Genomic DNA, 14,111 nt, shown 5'->3' with positions numbered 1-14,111 from the left:
GGCTACTCCCGCCAGGACGGCTACCCCCGTCGAGACGGCTACTCCCGCCGGGACGGCTACTCCCGCCGGGACGGCCACTCCCGCCGGGACGGCCACCCCCGTCGAGACGCCCACCCCCGCCGAAGACCTCGCCCCCCACGACCTCCCCGACGCCGCCCGCATCCTCATCCTCCATGCCGCCGACGCGGACGCGCCGACGGCCGCGAGGCTGTACGCGCACGGCACCGGCGCCGAGCGCCGGGCCGTGCTGCGCGCGCTCCCGCACCTCGCCCTCTTCACCGGCCCCGACGCCGTCCCGCTCGTCGAGGACGCCCTGCGGACCAATGACACCCGGCTCGTGGCCGCCGCCGTCGGCCCGTACGCCGCCCGCCACCTCCCGCCGCACAGCTGGCGGCAGGCCGTGCTCAAGTGCCTGTTCACCGGGGTGCCCCTCGGCGCCGTCGCGCAGTGGGAGCGCAGGGCGCGCGGGGACGGCGAGCTGGCCCGCATGCTCACCGACTACGCCCGCGAGCGCACCGCCGCCGGCCGCCCCGTCCCCGGCGATCTGGACCGCGTACTGGCCCTGGCCCGCGACCTGACCCGTGAGGAGTCCTGATGCGCATCTTCGACCCCCACATCCATATGACCTCCCGCACCACCGACGACTACGAGGCCATGTACGCGGCGGGGGTGCGCGCCGTGGTCGAGCCGTCCTTCTGGCTCGGGCAGCCGCGCACCTCGCCCGCCAGCTTCTACGACTACTTCGACGCCCTCCTCGGCTGGGAGCCCTTCCGGGCCGCCCAGCACGGCATCGCCCACCACTGCACCCTCGCCCTCAACCCCAAGGAGGCCAACGACCCGCGCTGCGTCCCCGTCCTGGAGGAGCTGGAGCGCTATCTCGTCAAGGACGGCGTCGTGGCCGTGGGCGAGATCGGCTACGACTCGATGACCCCGGCCGAGGACACCGCCCTGGCCACCCAGCTCCAACTGGCCGCCGACCACGGTCTGCCCGCGCTCGTCCACACCCCGCACCGGGACAAGCTGGCCGGGCTGCGCCGCACCCTCGACGTGGTGAAGGAGTCCGCGCTGCCCCTGGACCGCGTCCTGGTGGACCACCTCAACGAGACCACCGTCGAGGAGGCCAGGGACAGCGGCTGCTGGCTGGGCTTCTCGGTCTACCCGGACACCAAGATGGACGAGGAGCGGATGGTCGCGATCCTCCGCGCGTACGGGACCGAGCGGGTCCTGGTCAACTCGGCCGCCGACTGGGGCAGGAGCGATCCGCTCAAGACCCGCAAGGTCGGCGACCTGATGCGCGCCGAGGGCTTCACCGAGGACGACGTCGACCAGGTGCTGTGGCGCAACCCGGTCGCGTTCTACGGGCTCAGCGGCCGCCTCGAACTGGACCTCGACGTCGAGGACACCGCCGCCACCGCCACCCACGAGGGCAACTCCATCCTGCGCGGCGCCCCCGCCGCGCCGACCGGACGGTGAGGAGACCCCATGCGCTTCCGCCACCCCGACGGCTCCACCGTCCACCTCGCCTACTGCACCAACGTCCACCCCGCCGAGAACCTCGACGGCGTCGTGGACCAGCTCCGGCTGCACTGTGAACCGGTCCGCCGCCGCCTGGGCCGCGACCGGCTCGGAATCGGCCTGTGGCTGGCCCGCGACGCCGCCCGCACCCTCAGCGCCGACCCCGCCGAACTGCGCAGGCTGCGCACCGCGCTGGACACCCGCGGCCTGGAGGTGGTGACCCTCAACGGCTTCCCGTACGAGGGGTTCGGCGCCGAGGAGGTCAAGTACCGCGTCTACAAGCCCGACTGGACCGATCCGGAGCGGCTGGAGCACACCACCCATCTGGCCCGGCTGCTGGCCGCGCTGCTCCCCGACGACATCACCGACGGCACCGTCTCCACCCTGCCGCTGGCCTGGCGCACCCCCTTCGACGCCGACCGGGCCCGCGCCGCCCGCCGCCACCTCACCACCCTCGCCCAGCGGCTCGACGCCATCCAGGAGCTCACCGGCCGTTCGATCCGCATCGGCCTGGAGCCCGAGCCCGGCTGCACCGTCGAGACCACCGCACAGGCCATCGACGCGCTCACCGCCCCCGGCGGCCCGCCCCTGGACCGCATCGGCGTCTGTCTGGACACCTGCCATCTGGCGACACAGTTCGAGGATCCGCACACGGCCACAGGCGCGCTCACCGCCGCCGGGGTCCCGGTCGTCAAGGCCCAGCTGTCCGCCGCGCTGCACGCCGAGGACCCGGGGCGGCCGGCGGTGCGGGAGGCCCTCGCGGCCTTCGCCGAGCCCCGCTTCCTCCACCAGACCCGCACCCGGGACCCCGAGGGCGGCGTCCACGGCACCGACGACCTCGACCAGGCGCTCGCCGGCGGGCTCGGCGACACCGCGCCCTGGCGGTCCCACTTCCATGTGCCGCTGCACGCCCCGCCCGAGCCCCCGCTCACCTCCACCCTCCCGGTGCTGGCCGACGCCCTCGCCCGGCTCGTCGGCGGGCCCGCCCCGCTGACCCGCCATCTCGAGGTGGAGACCTACACCTGGCAGGCGCTCCCGGCCGAGCTGCGCCCCCGTACCCGCGACCGGCTCGCGGACGGCATCGCCGCCGAACTCGCCCTCGCCCGCGACCTGCTGACCGACCTCGGCCTCAAGGAGCTGCCATGAGCGACCCGAGCCACCCGAGCGATACGAGCGCCGGGACCGGCCCGACCCCGCTCCTCGTCCTCGACGTCGTCGGGCTCACCCCACGGCTGCTGGACCATATGCCGCGCCTCAAGGCGCTCGGCAGCTCCGGCTCCCGCGCCTCGCTGGGCACCGTGCTGCCCGCCGTCACCTGCGCCGCCCAGTCGACGTTCCTCACCGGCACCACCCCCGCCGAACACGGCATCGTGGGCAACGGCTGGTACTTCCGCGAGATGGGCGAGGTGCTGCTGTGGCGGCAGCACAACGGCCTGGTGGGCGGCGACAAGCTGTGGGACGCCGCCCGCCGGGTCCACCCGGGCTACACCGTGGCCAATGTCTGCTGGTGGTACGCGATGGGCTCGGACACCGACATCACCGTCACCCCGCGCCCCGTCTACTACGCCGACGGCCGCAAGGAGCCGGACTGCTACACCCGGCCCCCCGCGCTGCACGACGAACTCACCGCGAAACTCGGCACCTTCCCGCTCTTCCACTTCTGGGGGCCGGGCGCCGATCTGGTCTCCTCGCAGTGGATCATCGACGCCACCCGCCACCTGCTGCGCACCCGCCCCACCGATCTGGTGCTGACCTACATTCCGCATCTGGACTACGACCTCCAGCGCTACGGCCCCGACGACCCCCGCGCCCACGCGGCCGCCGCCGAGCTCGACACCGCCCTCGGCCCGCTGCTGGACGACGCCACCGCCCGCGGCCGCACCGTGGTGGCGCTGTCCGAGTACGGCATCACCCCTGTCTCCCGGCCGGTGGACATCAACCGGGCGCTGCGCCGCGCCGGGTTGCTGGAGGTGCACACCCAGGACGGCATGGAATACCTGGACCCCGGCGCCTCCCGGGCCTTCGCGGTCGCCGACCACCAGCTCGCCCATGTCTATGTGCGCCGCGAGGAGGACCTGGAGGCCACCCGCACCGCCCTGGCCGGTCTCACCGGGATCGCCGAACTCCTCGACGACGAGGGCAAGAAGGCCCACGGCCTGGACCACCCCCGCTCCGGGGAACTGGTGGCGGTCGCCGAGCCGGACGCCTGGTTCACGTACTACTACTGGCTCGACGACGCCCGCGCCCCCGACTTCGCCCAGCTGGTGGAGATCCACCGCAAGCCCGGCTATGACCCGGCCGAGCTGTTCATGGACCCCAAGGACCCCTATGTGCGACTGCGGGCCGCCACCGCGCTGGCCCGCAAGAAGACCGGGATGCGCTACCGCATGGCCGTCGTCCCGCTCGATCCGGCCCCGGTGCGCGGCAGCCACGGCCGCCTGCCGGACCGCGAGGAGGACGGCCCCGTCCTCCTCTGCTCCCAGCCCGGCGCGGTGCGCGGCCGGGTGGCCGCCACCGACGTCAAGACCCTGCTCCTCCACCTCGCCGGTCTGACGAACGCAACAGAAGGAGACACCCCGTGAAGAGGGCCCAGGACAATCCCGAACTCGCCGATACCCTCCGCCGCCGCAGATTCCTCGGCGTCGCCGCGGGCGCCACCGCCGCCGGTCTGCTCGGCACGGCCACCGCCACGGCGGCCGATACCGCCACGGCCGCCCGGACCGGCACCGCGGCCCAGCACGGCCGGGGCGGCCCGCTGGTGCCCCGCGGCCACCTCGGCATCCAGCTCTACACCCTCCGCGACCAGGTGCAGTCCATCGGCTTCGCCCGTGTCTTCGAGGAACTGGCCCGATACGGCTACGACCAGGTGGAGTTCGCCGGATACACCCAGGGAACGGGCGACATCACCCTCAAGCAGCTCAAGCGGCTGATGAGGGACAACGGGCTGCGCGGCATCGGCAGCCACGTCGGCTACTACTCCGACGACCCCAAGGCGTACACCTTCGCCACCAACCTCACCCAGGTGCTCGACGACGCCCAGGCGCTCGGCCTGCCGCATGTGGGCACCGCCTCCGGGCCCTGGCGCTACGGCTCCACGGTGGAGGGCTGGAAGCGCTGTGCGGAGGAGTTCAACACCTATGGCGCGGCGGCCAAGGCGCGCGGGATGAAGTTCTACCAGCACAACCACGCCGAGGAGTTCTCCTTCGCCACCGATCAGCCGGACGTCCGCCTCTACGACGTACTGCTCGCCGAGACCGACCCCGACCTGGTCCATCTGGAGATGGACATCTACTGGGCGTATGCGGGCCAGTTCCGCTTCGGCAAGAAGGCCGACGGCTCCCCGGCGCCCTTCGAACCGCTGGACTACGTACTGCGGGCCCCGCACCGCTACCCGCTCTTCCACGTCAAGGACGGCGAGCACGACGAAGCCGCCCCCGACGGCTACCGGATGGTGGACGTCGGGGACGGTGACATCGACTACCGCCGCTTCCTGACCGAGGTCGGCAGGACCCACGGCGGCCGCCGTGACCACCAGTGGCTGGTGGAGCACGACCAGCCGGCCGATTCGCTCACCACCGCCCGCCGCTCCGCCCGCTATCTGCGGTCCCTGCGGTGCGGCGGACGGGGCTGAGCGAGGGCCCCGCGCGGCGGGCTAGACGACCTCGCGGCTGATCGGCTGCGGGTTCGGGGCGATCCCCCGGACCCGCGGCCGGCCGGGCTGCCGCAGCAGCAGGGCCACCGCGGCCGCCACCATGGAGATGCCTCCGGCGAGCGCGTAAGCGCCGTCGTAGCCCCAGGAGTCGACCACCATCGAGCCGAGGCCGCCGCCGAACAGCCCGCTGATCAGCTTTCCGCTGTACACCAGGCCGTAGTTGGTGGCGTTGTAGTTCTCACCGAAGTAGTCCGGGGTCAGCGCCGCGAACATCGGGTAGAAGGCGCCGCCGCCGAATCCGGAGAGGAAGGCGAAGAAGAGGAACAGCACCTCGTTGTGGATGTTGCCGGCCCAGATCACCCCGAACTGGGCGAGGCCCAGCACCACGATGACGAACACCAGGGTCGACTTCCGGCCCCACAGGTCCGAGAGCCAGCCCACCACACCGCGTCCGACACCGTTGATGACGGACATGATGCCCATGGACGAGGCCGCGACCAGCGGGCCGAAGCCCACCTCCTTGGCGTAGTCGACCTGGAAGGAGATCCCGAAGATCGACACCCCGGCGGTCAGCACCAGGGAGAACCACATCAGTGGCAGCATGCCGGTCCTGATGGCCTCCTTGGGGGTGTACTGCCGCACCGCCGGCGGGTTCTTCGCCAGGCTCGTGGCGCTCTTGGCGTTGCCTGAGTAGCTCAGCGGGTCGATATCGGCGGGCCACCAGTTCTTCGGCGGGTCCTTGAAGAACCAGGCGCAGATCGCCACGATGATCAGCACATAGACACCGATGAGGTCGAGGATCTCGTTGAAGTTGCCGGTGTCGAACCAGTAGTTGAAGATGAAGATGAACGGCAGCGCGCCGTAGGCGAACCCTCCGTTGACAAACCCCGTCTTCGCCCCGCGCCGCTCCGGGAACCACTTGCCCACCATATTGATGCAGGTGGCGTAGACGAACCCGGAGCCGAGCCCGCCGATGACGCCGAAGCCGACGATCGCCATGAAGACGTTGTCGACGTGGGAGAGGGCCAGGAAGCCGATCAGACACAGCCCGGCTCCCAGGAACATCGCCTTACGGGCGGTCAGGATGCCCTTCTCCCGCAGCCATCCGGCCGGGAAGGCGATGCCCGCCTGGAAGAACACCCAGACGCTCAGGATCCAGAAGGTGTTGCTCTGGGTCCAGCCGTGCGCTTCCGAGAGCGTGTCCTCGGCCGAGCCGTACGCGTACTCGGACACGCTGATGGCCATCATCGCGACCCACGGCAGATAGACCATCAGCTTCCGGCTGTGGCCCAGGATGTCGCGGTCGGTCTCGCCGATGCGGTACGTGCGTCCCTTGCTGTCCTGCACTTCACGGAAGGGGAGTACCCCTTCCGGTTGTTCTCCTGTGCTCATGTCGTCCCCTTGGCTTCGAAGGAACCCGGCCAGCGCCCCCTGTCCAAACTCTTCGTGCTCCGGGAAACGTGGGTGGCTAGGTCAGCAGCCCCGCGGACCGGGCCCAGCGGTACTTGGCCCCCAGGACGGCCACCGGCTTCTCGGTGGTGTACGGATACGCCACGACCCCGTGCTCGAAGAGGTATGCGCACGCCTCCTCGACCTCGGTGTCGCCCGCGAGCGAGGCCACCACCGGTTTGGCGATGCCCTGCGCGCGGAACTCCTCGACGACCCGCGCGGTCAGCTCGGCGAACACCATCGGCGGGGTGACGATGGTGTGCCAGTAGCCCAGCACCAGGGAGTGGATCCGCGGATCCGCCAGCCCCAGCCGGATGGTCGCCTCGTAGGTGGACGGCGGTTCACCGCCGGTGATGTCCACCGGGTTCCCGGCCGCGCCGAACGGCGGGATGAAGCGGCGGAAGGCGGCGTCCAGATCCTCGGGGATCTCCATCAGGGACAGCCCGTTGTCGACGATCGCGTCCGACAACAGCACCCCCGAACCCCCGGCGCCGGTGATGATGACGACGTTGTCACCCTGTGGTGTGGGCAGCACCGGCAGCGCCCGCGCGTACTCCAGCATCTCGTTGAGACCCGGCGCCCGGATCACCCCGGCCTGCCGCAGGATGTCGTCGTAGACCGCGTCATCCCCGGCCAGCGCGCCGGTGTGGGAGCCGGCCGCCTTGGCGCCCGCCGCCGTACGGCCCGCCTTGAGGACCACCACCGGCTTCCTGGGCACCGTGGCCCGCGCCGCCTCCACGAAGGCCCGGCCGTCCTTGAGGTCCTCCAGGTGCATCGCGATGCACTGGGTGTGGTCGTCCTCGCCGAACCAGGTCAGCAGATCGTCCTCGTCCACATCCGACTTGTTGCCCAGGCCGACGATGGCCGAGACACCGGTCTTGGTCGTCCGGGCGAAGCCCAGGATGGCCATCCCGATGCCACCGGACTGCGAGGTGAGCGCCACCGGCCCCTTGACGTCGTACGGGGTGCAGAAGGTGGCGCACAGATCCTGCCAGGTGGAGTAGTAGCCGTAGATGTTCGGCCCCAGCAGCCGCACCCCGTGCTCCTCGCCGATCTCCACGATCCGCCGCTGGAGCTCGTGTTCACCGGTCTCGGCGAAGCCGGACGGGATCAGCACGGCGTTCGGGATGCCCTTGCGGCCGACCTCCTCCAGCGCGGCGGGCACGAACTTCGCGGGGATCGCGAAGACCGCCACATCCACCTCGCCGGGGACGTCCGTGACGCTCTTGTACGCCTTGCGGCCCAGGATGTCGTCGGCCTTGGGGTTCACCGGGTGGATCTCCCCGGGGAAGCCGCCGTCGATGAGGTTGCGCATCACCGAATTGCCGATCTTGCCGTGCTCGTTGGAGGCGCCGACCACCGCCACCGAACGCGGCTGCATCAGCCGGCGCATCGAGCCCAGGATCTCCTCGCGCGTATAGCGGCGGCGCTCCTGCGGGGCGGGGTCCCCGATCAGCAGCCGCACATCGGCGGCCAGCACCCCGCTCGCGGTGGCGAACACCGGGTTGAGATCGACCTCCGTGATCTCGGGGAAGTCCGCCACCAGCCGGGAGACACGCACGATCAGATCGGCGAGCGCCGCCCGGTTCACCGCCTCCCCGCCGCGCACCCCGCGCAGCACCTCGGCGGCGCGGATCCCGTCCAGCATCGACAGCGCCTCGTCCTCGCTGGCCGGGGCCAGCCGGAAGGTGATGTCCTTCAACACCTCCACCAGCACCCCGCCGAGCCCGAACGCCACCACCTTGCCGAAGGTGGGATCGGTGACCGCGCCGACGATGACCTCCTGGCCGCCCTCCGGGACCATCTGCTGCACCTGGACGCCCTGGATCCGGGCCTCGGCGTCGTACGCACGGGCGTTGTCGACGATCGAGGTGAACGCGCTCCGCACCTCGGCGCAGGACGTCAGCCCCACCCGGACCCCGCCCGCGTCGGTCTTGTGCAGGATGTCCGGGGACACGATCTTGAGGACGACGGGGAAGCCGATCCGGTCGGCGAGCGCCACCGCCTCGTCGGCGGTTTCCGCCAGCCCCTCGGCCGGGGTCGGGATGGAGTACGCGTCGGTGATCCGCTTCCCCTCGGGAGCGGTCAGTGCCGTGCGCCCCTCGGCGCGGGCGGCGTCCAGCACCGCGCGCACGGCAGCATTGTCATACGTCACCGTCAGATCACTCCGTTCGTCTTGAGCAGTCGCACTTCCTCGTCGCCGAGCCCCAGCTCCCCGACGTACACCTCTTCGTTGTGCTCACCCAGCAGCGGGGAGCGCTCGACCTGGACCGGGGAGTCGGAGAGCTTCAGCGGGGAGCCGACCGTGGTGAAGGAGCCGCGCTCGGGGTGGTCGACTTCGACGATCATCTCGTTGGCCGCGAGCGACGCGTCCTCGATGATCTCCTTGGTGGACAGGATCGGCCCGCACGGGATGTTCTCGGCCGTGAGCTGCTCCAGCACCTGCCACTTCGGCAGGGTGCTGCTCCACTCCTCGATCAGCTGGAACATCTTGGCCAGCTTCGGCAGCCGCGCCTCGGGCGCGGCCCACTCCGGGTCCTCGGCCAGTTCGGGGCGGCCGATGAGCCGGGTGATGGGCTCCCAGCCGACCGGCTGCACGATGACGTAGACGTAGTCGTTGGGCCCGCCGGGCGCGCATTTCACCGCCCAGCCGGGCTGGCCGCCACCGCTGGCGTTGCCGCTGCGCGGCACCTCGTCGCCGAAGTCCTCATTCGGATACTCGGCGAGCGGTCCATGCGCCAGCCGCTGCTGGTCGCGCAGCTTGACCCGGCACAGATTGAGCACCGCGTGCTGCATCGCCACATTCACCCGCTGGCCGCGGCCGGTGTGGGTGCGCTGGTAGAGCGCGGCGAGGATGCCCGCCACGCAGTGCACCCCGGTGCCGGAGTCGCCGATCTGGGCGCCGGTGGCCAGCGGCGGTCCGTCCTCGAAACCGGTCGTGGACATCGACCCGCCCATGGCCTGCGCGACCACCTCGTACGCCTTGAACTTGGTGTACGGGCCGTCGCCGAACCCCTTGATCGAGGCGTAGACCAGCCGGGGGTTGATCTCCTGGATGCGCTCCCAGGTGAATCCCATGCGGTCCACGGCGCCCGGACCGAAGTTCTCCACCAGGACGTCGCTGCGGCGGATGAGCTCGGTCAGGATCTCCTTGCCGCGTTCGCTCTTGGTGTTGAGGGTGATGCTCCGCTTGTTGCAGTTGAGCATCGTGAAGTAGAGCGAGTCCACATCCGGGAGATCGCGCAGCTGTTTGCGGGTGATGTCGCCGGTGGTGTTCTCCAGCTTGACCACATCCGCGCCGAGCCAGGCGAGCAGCTGGGTGGCGGAGGGACCGGACTGCACATGCGTCATGTCGAGGACGCGGATGCCCGTCAGAGCTTGATTGGCCTCAAGTGCCTGGGACATGGTGGCGCCTCCCTACTTGTACATGGTCTGGTTCATGGTTCCGGGGGCGTACGCGTCCGGGTCCACCCAGACGTTGATCAGCGACGGCTTGCCGGACTCGCGGGCGCGGCGCAGTGCCGGGCCGATGTCCGCCGGGTCGCGGACCTCCTCGCCGTGGCCGCCGAGCATCCGGGCGAACTGGTCGTAGGGCACATCGCCCAGGGTGTTTCCGACCCGCTCGCGCTGCTCGCCGTACTTGGCCTTCTGGCCGTAACGGATCTGGTTCATCGAGGAGTTGTTGCCGACGATGCCGACGAACGGCAGGTCGAAGCGGACCAGCGTCTCGAAGTCCCAGCCGGTCAGGGAGAAGGCGCCGTCGCCGAAGAGCGCCACCACCTCCTTGTCGGGGCGGGCCTTCTTGGCGGCCATCACGAACGGCACCCCGACGCCGAGCGTCCCCAGCGGGCCCGGGTCCATCCAGTGGCCGGGCGACTTGGGCTGGATCACCTGACCGGAGAAGGTGACGATGTCGCCGCCGTCGCCGATGTAGATCGAGTCCTCGGTGAGGAAGTCGTTGATCTCGCTGACCAGGCGGTACGGATGGATGGGGGAGGCGTCGGAGCGGAGGTTGGGCAGCCGCTTCTCGATCGCCTTCTGCTCGGCGGCCCGCAGCTCGTCCAGCCACTCCTTGCGCTTGCCCGCGCCGCCGTTGATGCGGCCGGAGGCGGCCTGGGTGACGGCGGAGAGGATCAGCCCCGCGTCGCCCACGATGCCCAGGTCGATGTCCCGGTTCTTGCCGACCGTGCGGTAGTCGAGGTCGATCTGGACCACGGTGGCGTCGGGGGAGAGCCGCTTGCCGTAGCCCATCCGGAAGTCGAAGGGCGTGCCGACGATGATGATGAGGTCGGCGTTGGAGAAGGCGTAGCGGCGGGAGAGCTGGAAGTGGTGCGGATCGCCGGGCGGCAGTGTGCCGCGCCCCGCGCCGTTCATGTACGCGGGCACATTGAGGGTGCGCACCAGCTCGATGGCCGAGCCGGTGGCGCGGGTGGTCCACACCTGGCTGCCCAGCAGGATCGCCGGCTTCTCGGCCTGGACCAGCAGATCGGCCAGCTTCTGGACGGACTCGGGGTCCCCGGCGGCGCGGGTGGAGGCGCGGTAGTGCCCCGCCAGGGGGACGCGCGCCTTGTCCACCGGCACCTTGGCGTCCAGCACATCCCGCGGGATCTCCAGGAAGGAGGGGCCGGGGGCGCCGTGGAAGCACTCGCGGAAGGCCATGGAGACCATGTCGGCGGCGCGGGCGGTGTCCGGGACGGTGGCGGCGAACTTGGTGATCGGCGCCATCATGTCCACATGGGGAAGGTCCTGGAGGGACCCCATCTTGTGCTGGGTGTGGGCTCCCTGGCCGCCGATGAGCAGCATGGGTGACTCGGCGCGGAAGGCGTTGGCGACGCCGGTGACCGCGTCGGTGGTGCCGGGGCCGGCGGTGACGACCGCGCAGCCGGGCTTGCCGGTGATCCGGGCGTAGCCGTCGGCGGCGTGGGCGGCGACCTGTTCGTGGCGTACATCGATGACGTCGATGCCCTCGTCGACACAGCCGTCGTAGATATCGATGATGTGGCCGCCGCAGAGGGTGTAGATGACCTCGACGCCTTCTGCTTTGAGTGCTTTGGCGACCAAGTGCCCGCCGGAAATGAGGTCCTGGCTGTCGTCGGGCATGGCGAATCGCGTCCCTTCGTAGGGGTCGGTACGGCCTTGCAAGTGGATTGCATACAGTCGACGTTATCCTGTATGAACTTTGTTATCCCACCATCGGCCGAGCGATGTCCAGGGGGCGTGCGCCACTCGTTCGAACCAGCGCCGGACCAAGCGCTGTTGACGGACCATCAGGGAGCTGACACATGGACCTCTATGAACATCAGGCACGGGAACTCCTTCACCACAACGGCGTGCGGGTGCCGAGAGCCGAAGTCGTGGACTCGGCCGAGGCCGCCCGCGCGGCCGCCGAACGGCTGGGCGGACGTGTCGTCATCAAGGCCCAGGTGAAAACCGGCGGCCGGGGCAAGGCCGGCGGGGTGAAGCTCGCCGACGACCCGGTGGCCGCCGAGGAGACCGCACGGCGGATCCTCGGCATGGACATCAAGGGCCACACCGTGCACCGGGTGATGGTCGCCGAACCCGTCGAGGTGGAACGGGAGCTGTACCTCGGCTTCGCCCTGGACCGGGCCGCGGGCCGCTTCCTGGCCATCGCCTCCGTCGAGGGCGGTATGGAGATCGAGGAGGTCGCGGCGCGCCGTCCCGAGGCGGTGGCCCGGATCCCCGTCGATCCGGCCGAGGGGGTGACCGAGGCGAAGGCCGCCGAGATCGCCATCGCCGGGGGACTGCCGCGGGAGGCGGCCGGGACCATCCGCCGGCTGTGGACCGTCCTGATCGCCCAGGACGCCCTGCTGGTCGAGGTCAACCCACTGGTGGTGACCCGCGACGGCGCGATCGTGGCCCTGGACGGCAAGGTCACCCTGGACGACAACGCCAGCTTCCGGCAGCCGTCATGGGACGACGGCGACGACCGGTCCCGGGATCCGCTGGAGGCGAGGGCCGCGGCGGTCGGGCTCGGCTACGTCAAACTCGACGGCCAGGTGGGTGTCATCGGCAACGGCGCGGGCCTGGTGATGTCCACCCTGGACGTGGTCGCGGGCTGCGGCGCCCGCCCCGCCGACTTCCTCGACATCGGCGGTGGCGCCTCGGCCCAGGTGATGGCCGACGGGCTCTCCCTCGTCCTCGACGACCCGGATGTGCGCTCCGTCCTGGTCAATGTCTTCGGCGGCATCACCGCCTGCGACGCGGTGGCCGACGGCATCGTGCGCGCCCTGGACACCGTCCCCCTCACCAAACCGCTCGTCGTCCGGCTCGACGGCAACAACGCCGCACGTGGCCGAGCCATTCTTGGCCAATTGGCTCATCCACTCGTCCACCAGGCCGACACCATGGACGGCGCCGCAGCGCGCGCCGCCGAACTCGCCGCGACCGCCGCATAAGGGGGCTCCTCGCATGGCCATCTTCCTCACCAAGGGCAGCAAGGTCATCGTCCAGGGCATGACCGGCGCCGAAGGCATGAAGCACACCCGGCGCATGCTCGCCGCCGGCACCGATGTCGTCGGCGGTGTCAATCCGCGCAAGGCCGGGACCCAGGTCGACTTCGACGTCCGTACGGTGCCCGTCTTCGGCTCCGTGTCCGAGGCCATGGACACCACCGGCGCCGATGTGAGCGTGCTCTTCGTCCCGCCGCCGCACGCCAAGGCCGCCGTCATCGAGGCCGCCGACGCGCGGATCCCGCTCGCCGTCGTCATCACCGAGGGCATCCCGGTCCATGACGCGGTCGCCTTCCAGGCGTACGCGCGGGCCCGCACCACCAGGGTCATCGGCCCGAACTGCCCCGGTCTGATCTCCCCGGGCCAGTCCAACGCGGGCATCATCCCCGCCGACATCACCAAACCCGGCCGGATCGGGCTGGTCTCCAAGTCCGGCACCCTCACCTACCAGCTGATGTACGAACTGCGCGACATCGGCTTCTCCACCTGCGTGGGCATCGGCGGCGACCCCGTCATCGGCACCACCCACATCGACGCGCTGGCCGCCTTCGAGGCCGACCCCGAAACCGACCTGATCGTGATGATCGGCGAGATCGGCGGTGACGCCGAGGAGCGCGCCGCGCGGTACGTCGCCGACCACGTCACCAAGCCGGTCGTCGGCTACATCGCGGGCTTCACCGCCCCCGAGGGCAAGACGATGGGCCACGCGGGCGCCATCGTCTCCGGCTCCTCGGGCACCGCCGCGGCCAAGAAGGCGGCGCTGGAGGCGGCGGGAGTGAGAGTGGGAGCGACCCCCACGGAGACCGCCGGGCTGGTATTGGCCCTTCTGGCCGAAACAACCGGCAACCGCGCGTGATGTGAGCCATACCCGATCCGCGATCGGCTCCCCGTCACGCCCGGTGCCACTACGTTCCTCCCCGTACGCGGACGCTTGCCGTACGCGGACGCTTGCTGTGCGTGGACGCATGCCGTACGGGCGATCCCGCCGTACGGGCGTCCCCGCCGTACGAACCGCCACATCCCGC

At 70.7% G+C, this 14,111-nt stretch carries 11 protein-coding genes; 7 read left to right on the top strand and 4 right to left on the bottom strand.

Annotation, left to right across the window (positions count from 1 at the left end; genetic code table 11):
- The 5 genes from AB0E24_RS10315 to AB0E24_RS10295 all read left to right on the top strand — a co-directional run.
- Nucleotides 1–595: EboA domain-containing protein (locus tag AB0E24_RS10315; protein ID WP_359375995.1), on the top strand; the 595-nt coding region annotated here is incomplete at its 5' end.
- A complete protein-coding gene (locus AB0E24_RS10310; protein ID WP_099015389.1) occupies nucleotides 595–1,473 on the top strand; it encodes a TatD family hydrolase in 879 nt (292 codons plus the stop codon). The genes AB0E24_RS10315 and AB0E24_RS10310, both read left to right, overlap by 1 nt.
- A gap of 9 nt (nucleotides 1,474–1,482) precedes the next feature.
- Nucleotides 1,483–2,661 (top strand): metabolite traffic protein EboE, encoded by a 1,179-nt coding sequence (gene eboE / locus AB0E24_RS10305; RefSeq protein WP_359375993.1) that lies wholly within the window; start codon nucleotides 1,483–1,485, stop codon nucleotides 2,659–2,661.
- Nucleotides 2,658–4,097 (top strand): alkaline phosphatase family protein, encoded by a 1,440-nt coding sequence (locus AB0E24_RS10300; RefSeq protein WP_069866948.1) that lies wholly within the window; start codon nucleotides 2,658–2,660, stop codon nucleotides 4,095–4,097. Before eboE ends, AB0E24_RS10300 begins: the two co-directional genes overlap by 4 nt.
- Nucleotides 4,094–5,146: a sugar phosphate isomerase/epimerase family protein gene (locus tag AB0E24_RS10295; protein ID WP_232637690.1), complete on the top strand. Its 1,053-nt coding sequence runs from the start codon at nucleotides 4,094–4,096 to the stop codon at nucleotides 5,144–5,146. The genes AB0E24_RS10300 and AB0E24_RS10295 overlap by 4 nt, the downstream gene beginning before the upstream one ends.
- 21 nt (nucleotides 5,147–5,167) lie before the next feature.
- Here AB0E24_RS10295 and AB0E24_RS10290 read toward each other — a convergent pair whose 3' ends face one another.
- From AB0E24_RS10290 to AB0E24_RS10275, 4 genes are all read right to left on the bottom strand, one after another.
- Nucleotides 5,168–6,559: an OFA family MFS transporter gene (locus AB0E24_RS10290; RefSeq protein WP_069866946.1), complete on the bottom strand. Its 1,392-nt coding sequence runs from the start codon at nucleotides 6,557–6,559 to the stop codon at nucleotides 5,168–5,170.
- A 76-nt stretch (nucleotides 6,560–6,635) separates the two neighbouring features.
- Nucleotides 6,636–8,771 carry an acetate--CoA ligase family protein gene (locus tag AB0E24_RS10285; protein ID WP_359375990.1) on the bottom strand — a complete coding sequence of 712 codons (2,136 nt, stop codon included), beginning with the start codon at nucleotides 8,769–8,771 and terminating at the stop codon, nucleotides 6,636–6,638.
- 2 nt (nucleotides 8,772–8,773) lie between these two features.
- Nucleotides 8,774–10,021, bottom strand: a complete 1,248-nt coding sequence (frc, locus tag AB0E24_RS10280; protein ID WP_351371527.1) for a formyl-CoA transferase — start codon at nucleotides 10,019–10,021, stop codon at nucleotides 8,774–8,776.
- Between the two features lie 12 nt (nucleotides 10,022–10,033).
- Nucleotides 10,034–11,716, bottom strand: a complete 1,683-nt coding sequence (locus tag AB0E24_RS10275; protein ID WP_069866943.1) for a thiamine pyrophosphate-binding protein — start codon at nucleotides 11,714–11,716, stop codon at nucleotides 10,034–10,036.
- 182 nt (nucleotides 11,717–11,898) lie between these two features.
- On the opposite strand from AB0E24_RS10275, the gene sucC reads away from it, so the two are divergent.
- Complete coding sequence (gene sucC, locus AB0E24_RS10270) at nucleotides 11,899–13,032, top strand: ADP-forming succinate--CoA ligase subunit beta (protein ID WP_359375987.1); 1,134 nt, start codon at nucleotides 11,899–11,901, stop codon at nucleotides 13,030–13,032.
- Nucleotides 13,033–13,045: 13 nt separating this feature from the next.
- Nucleotides 13,046–13,942, top strand: a complete 897-nt coding sequence (sucD, locus tag AB0E24_RS10265; protein ID WP_102936939.1) for a succinate--CoA ligase subunit alpha — start codon at nucleotides 13,046–13,048, stop codon at nucleotides 13,940–13,942.
- Nucleotides 13,943–14,111: the final 169 nt, after the last annotated feature.

The sequence above is a fragment of the Streptomyces malaysiensis subsp. malaysiensis genome (genome assembly GCF_040653035.1).
Taxonomy (GTDB): domain Bacteria; phylum Actinomycetota; class Actinomycetes; order Streptomycetales; family Streptomycetaceae; genus Streptomyces; species Streptomyces malaysiensis.
The sequence above is the reverse complement of the archived record's forward strand: the minus strand, read 5'-3'. Positions and strand labels throughout refer to the sequence as shown.

Excerpts from the sequence above, each read along its gene's own strand:
- AB0E24_RS10300 (WP_069866948.1), top strand. The coding sequence starts at position 2,658 with ATGAGCGACCCGAGCCACCCGAGCGATACGAGCGCCGGGACCGGCCCG.
- frc (WP_351371527.1), bottom strand. The coding sequence starts at position 10,021 with ATGTCCCAGGCACTTGAGGCCAATCAAGCTCTGACGGGCATCCGCGTC.
- eboE (WP_359375993.1), top strand. The coding sequence starts at position 1,483 with ATGCGCTTCCGCCACCCCGACGGCTCCACCGTCCACCTCGCCTACTGC.
- AB0E24_RS10290 (WP_069866946.1), bottom strand. The coding sequence starts at position 6,559 with ATGAGCACAGGAGAACAACCGGAAGGGGTACTCCCCTTCCGTGAAGTG.
- sucC (WP_359375987.1), top strand. The coding sequence starts at position 11,899 with ATGGACCTCTATGAACATCAGGCACGGGAACTCCTTCACCACAACGGC.
- AB0E24_RS10310 (WP_099015389.1), top strand. The coding sequence starts at position 595 with ATGCGCATCTTCGACCCCCACATCCATATGACCTCCCGCACCACCGAC.
- AB0E24_RS10275 (WP_069866943.1), bottom strand. The coding sequence starts at position 11,716 with ATGCCCGACGACAGCCAGGACCTCATTTCCGGCGGGCACTTGGTCGCC.
- sucD (WP_102936939.1), top strand. The coding sequence starts at position 13,046 with ATGGCCATCTTCCTCACCAAGGGCAGCAAGGTCATCGTCCAGGGCATG.